This window comes from Corallococcus sp. 4LFB, assembly GCF_046520365.1.
Lineage (GTDB): Bacteria > Myxococcota > Myxococcia > Myxococcales > Myxococcaceae > Corallococcus > Corallococcus caeni.
In genome coordinates this window covers 1-3,254 of the sequence record NZ_JBKGHJ010000710.1, presented here as the reverse complement: position 1 = coordinate 3,254, position 3,254 = coordinate 1, and the positions used below count along the sequence as shown (strand labels likewise).

Annotated in this window: 5 protein-coding genes; 2 read left to right on the top strand and 3 right to left on the bottom strand. The window is 73.1% G+C overall.

Features of this window, described 5'->3' with window-relative positions; genetic code table 11:
• Positions 1-76 precede the first annotated feature (76 nt).
• Together ACLEQD_RS39920 and ACLEQD_RS39915 are read left to right on the top strand one after the other, a co-directional pair.
• Positions 77-361, top strand: coding sequence for a hypothetical protein (locus ACLEQD_RS39920; RefSeq protein ID WP_410391164.1), 285 nt, complete (start codon positions 77-79; stop codon positions 359-361).
• Between the two features lie 51 nt (positions 362-412).
• The gene (locus tag ACLEQD_RS39915) at positions 413-631 is read left to right on the top strand and encodes a DUF3185 family protein (protein WP_410391163.1); all 219 of its coding nucleotides are present in this window, start codon (positions 413-415) and stop codon (positions 629-631) included.
• A gap of 21 nt (positions 632-652) precedes the next feature.
• Here the strand turns inward: ACLEQD_RS39915 and ACLEQD_RS39910 are convergent, their stop codons facing one another.
• The 3 genes from ACLEQD_RS39910 to ACLEQD_RS39900 form a co-directional block, all read right to left on the bottom strand.
• Positions 653-1,486 (bottom strand): tetratricopeptide repeat protein, encoded by an 834-nt coding sequence (locus tag ACLEQD_RS39910; protein ID WP_410391162.1) that lies wholly within the window; start codon positions 1,484-1,486, stop codon positions 653-655.
• Between the two features lie 140 nt (positions 1,487-1,626).
• Complete coding sequence (locus tag ACLEQD_RS39905) at positions 1,627-2,562, bottom strand: FecCD family ABC transporter permease (protein WP_410391161.1); 936 nt, start codon at positions 2,560-2,562, stop codon at positions 1,627-1,629.
• Complete coding sequence (locus ACLEQD_RS39900; RefSeq protein WP_410391165.1) at positions 2,559-3,194, bottom strand: ABC transporter ATP-binding protein; 636 nt, start codon at positions 3,192-3,194, stop codon at positions 2,559-2,561. Before ACLEQD_RS39900 ends, ACLEQD_RS39905 begins: the two co-directional genes overlap by 4 nt.
• Between the last annotated feature and the right edge of the window lie 60 nt (positions 3,195-3,254).

The following is a 3,254-nucleotide window of genomic DNA, read 5'->3' as shown; positions in this document are numbered from 1 at the left end:
CGCTTGTCGGCGCGGACGGCGTTCGGTGGCGAGGCCACGAGCCCCCCCCCGCGAGGCTGGGACGAGAGTCGCCCGGGTGGCGAGGCCGCTCCGCGTGGCGAAGGCGCCTCGCGAGGACTTCGACGCCGAGGACACGGCTCCGGCTGCCTCACCGCACCCGGGCTTCGACCGGATCCGCGCGCTGGCCGCGCAGCGGGGCCAGCTCTCCACGGGGGCGGCCAAGAAGGTCCGCAAGCCTGCCGCGGGCGCGGGTGGCCGTGCGAAGCCCTCGAAGACGGCCGCGCCGGGGAAGAAGTCCGGCGGGTCGAAGGGCGCGGGCAAGAAGCCGGGGCGCGGAGCCCCGGGCAAGCGCAAGCGCTGAACGCGGGGCCGGGACGTCCGGCCACGCCGCCGTTCCACTCAAGGAGGCCGTGTGGGTGCTGTGCGAATCGTGGGGTTGATGCTGGCGGTGGCGGGCGGGGTGCTGCTGTTCACCGGGCTCAAGGCGCGGGACTCGCTCACCGAACGCGCCACCGAGCTCATCACCGGCCGCAACACCGAGCAGACCACGCTGTACGTCGCGGGCGGCGGCGCCGCGCTCGTGGGCGGCCTCCTGCTGGCCCTCTTCGGGGGAGGACGAGGCCGGCGTTAGGCCCCGTCCCCACCACCCGGACTACTTGTTGGCGGCCTGCGCGGCCTTGGCGCGCTTGGTGGCCTCGCCGAACTGCTTGGTCGCCTCGTTGGCCTGGGCCGTCAGCTCCTCGATGCGCTTGGCGTGCGCGGCGGCGCTGGCCTTGGCGGCGGCGACGCGCTCCGCGGCGCCCGGATCCACGACGGCCTTCTTGCCCTTCTCCGGCTTGGGCGGCATGGCGGCCTCGATGGCCTCCTGCTCGGCGGCCTGCTGCAGCGCCTTCTCGTGCTCGATGTACTTGAACATCACGATGCGCTTGTTGAGGTACGTGTTGGCCGAGTCCGGGTTGAGCGCGATGACCTGGTCATACGTCTTCAACGCGAGGTCCAGCTCCGAGGGCACCGCGGGCGCGGACATGGAGCGGGCGCCACCGCGCTGCGAGTGCACCTCCGCGATCCAGCTCAGCGCGTCGGTGTCCTTCGGGTTGATCTTCAGGCACTCCTGGAAGTACTGCTCCGCCTTCTCCAGCGGGCCGTTCTTCGCGTACATCGCCGCGACGTTGCGGTAGGCCTCCGCCTTGTCCTGGGGCGTCTTCGCGAAGTCCACCAGCTTCAGCGCGGCCTGCGCGGCCTCGTCCGTCTTGCCCGCCTGGATGAGCGCGAAGGCCTTCTTCTCCCAGACCTTCTCCTGGGTCGGGTCGATCTTCAGCGACTCGTCCAGCTCCTTCACCGCCTCCGCGTAGTTCTTGTCGGCGAGGAAGTTGGTGCCCTTGATCCGGTGCTCCTTGGCCTTCTCCGCCTTCTCGTCGGCGCAGCCAAAGGACCCGCCCAGGGTCAGCAGACCCAGCATCAAACCCACGCTACCCAGCCGCTTCATGCCCAAAGCCTTTCGTGAAGTTCCAGGGGCACGTCCCAGCCGGGGCGCCCCGCGTGGCGCGGAATATACCCGAACTCGCCTCGTGAACCCCCCGTCCTGAAGGCCCGGTCCCTCCTCGGGCGGGCCCCTCCGGCGGGGCTTCAGGAGCGGGAACGCGCGAGCAGGGAGACGAGCAGGGGCGCGCCCAGGGCGGCCGTCACCACTCCCACGGGCAATTCACGCCCCGGGAGGATCAGCCGCGCCGACGCATCGCACAACGCGAGGAACGCGGCCCCCACCACCACGGAGCCGGGCAGCAGCACGCGGCGGCTCACCCCCAGCGTCCGGCGCACGAGGTGCGGGACGATGAGTTCCACGAAGGCGATGGGGCCGCACCACGCGACGCAGGCGGCCACGCCCAGCGCCCCCAGGCCGATGGCCACCGTGCGCACGCGGCGGACGGGGACGCCCTGGGACTCCGCGTGCTCCTCGCCGGCGATGAACACCTCCAGCGCGCGGGTGAGGGCGAGCAGCCCCGCCACCGTGACGGCCGCGAACGGGGTGAGGAGCAGCACGTTCGAATAGCCCACCTGCGGCAGGTGGCCCAGGGACCAGCGCATGGCGGCCATCAGCTCCGCGGAGTCCGCGGTGAACTGCAACCCGGTGGCGAGCGCGCCCGCCGCCATGGAGCAGGCGATGCCGGCGAGCACCACGTCGTTCATCCGCACGCGGCGGCCCGCGGCGATGGCGGCCACCACCAGGCTGACGCCGAGCGCCCCCACGAAGGCCGCGGCGGTGATGAACGGCATGCCGCCCGGAGCGAGCCGGACCCCCAGGATGATGGCCACCAGCGCGCCCAGGGTGGCGCCCGCCGTGGTGCCCACGGTGCTGGGCGCGGCCAGCGGGTTCGCGAAGAGGGACTGGTACACGGCGCCCACCAGCGACAGCGTGCCGCCCACCAGCATGGCCATCAGCGTGCGGGGCACGCGCAGCTGCCAGAGGATGAAGTCCGCCGAGGCGGCGGAGAACCCCGGGCCGATGAACGGCGCCACCGCGCACGCGGCCAGGCAGACGGCCAGCAGGAGCCAGACCTTCACGGGGGGCCTCCGCTCCGGGGTAGTCCCACGAAGACGCGGTGTCCGTCCACGGACGTCGCGAGCATGCGCACGCCGAACAGCGCGCCCAGCTGCTCCCCCAGGTCGGGGGCGTCGTGGTCCCGCTCGAACGCCACGCGGCCCTGGAACAGGCCCACGACGCGGGGCGCGCGCGTGCCCGGCGCGTGGACGTGCGAGAGCACGTTGACGTCGTGGGTGACGCAGAGGATGCCGCGCCCCGCGCGCCAGAGCTGCCCCATGCGCGTGTACAGCTCCAGTTGGTGCGCGGGGTCCAGGAAGTTGGCGGGCTCGTCCAGCAGCACCAGCGGGGTCTCCTGCGCGAGCAGCCCCGCCACCGCCACGCGTTGCCGCTCGCCGCCGGACAGCTCCGTGATGGGCCGCGTGGCGAAGGACCCGGCGCCCACCTCCGAGAGCGCCTTGTGCGCCGCCGTCTCGGAGGCGCGGCGGGATTCAGGGAAGCGGTAGCGCGCGGAGACGACCTGCTCCAGCGCGGTGATGGGCTCCGCCGCTTCCAGCCGTTGGGGCAGCCACGCGAGCCGCGCCGCGCGCTCCCGGGGGGCGAGCCCCGACACGTCCTGTCCATCCACGAGCGCGTGGCCCGCGTCCGGCCGCAGCAGGCCTCCACGTGGCCGTCACGATGATGTCCGCGTCCGCTACGGCATCCGCCACGGACG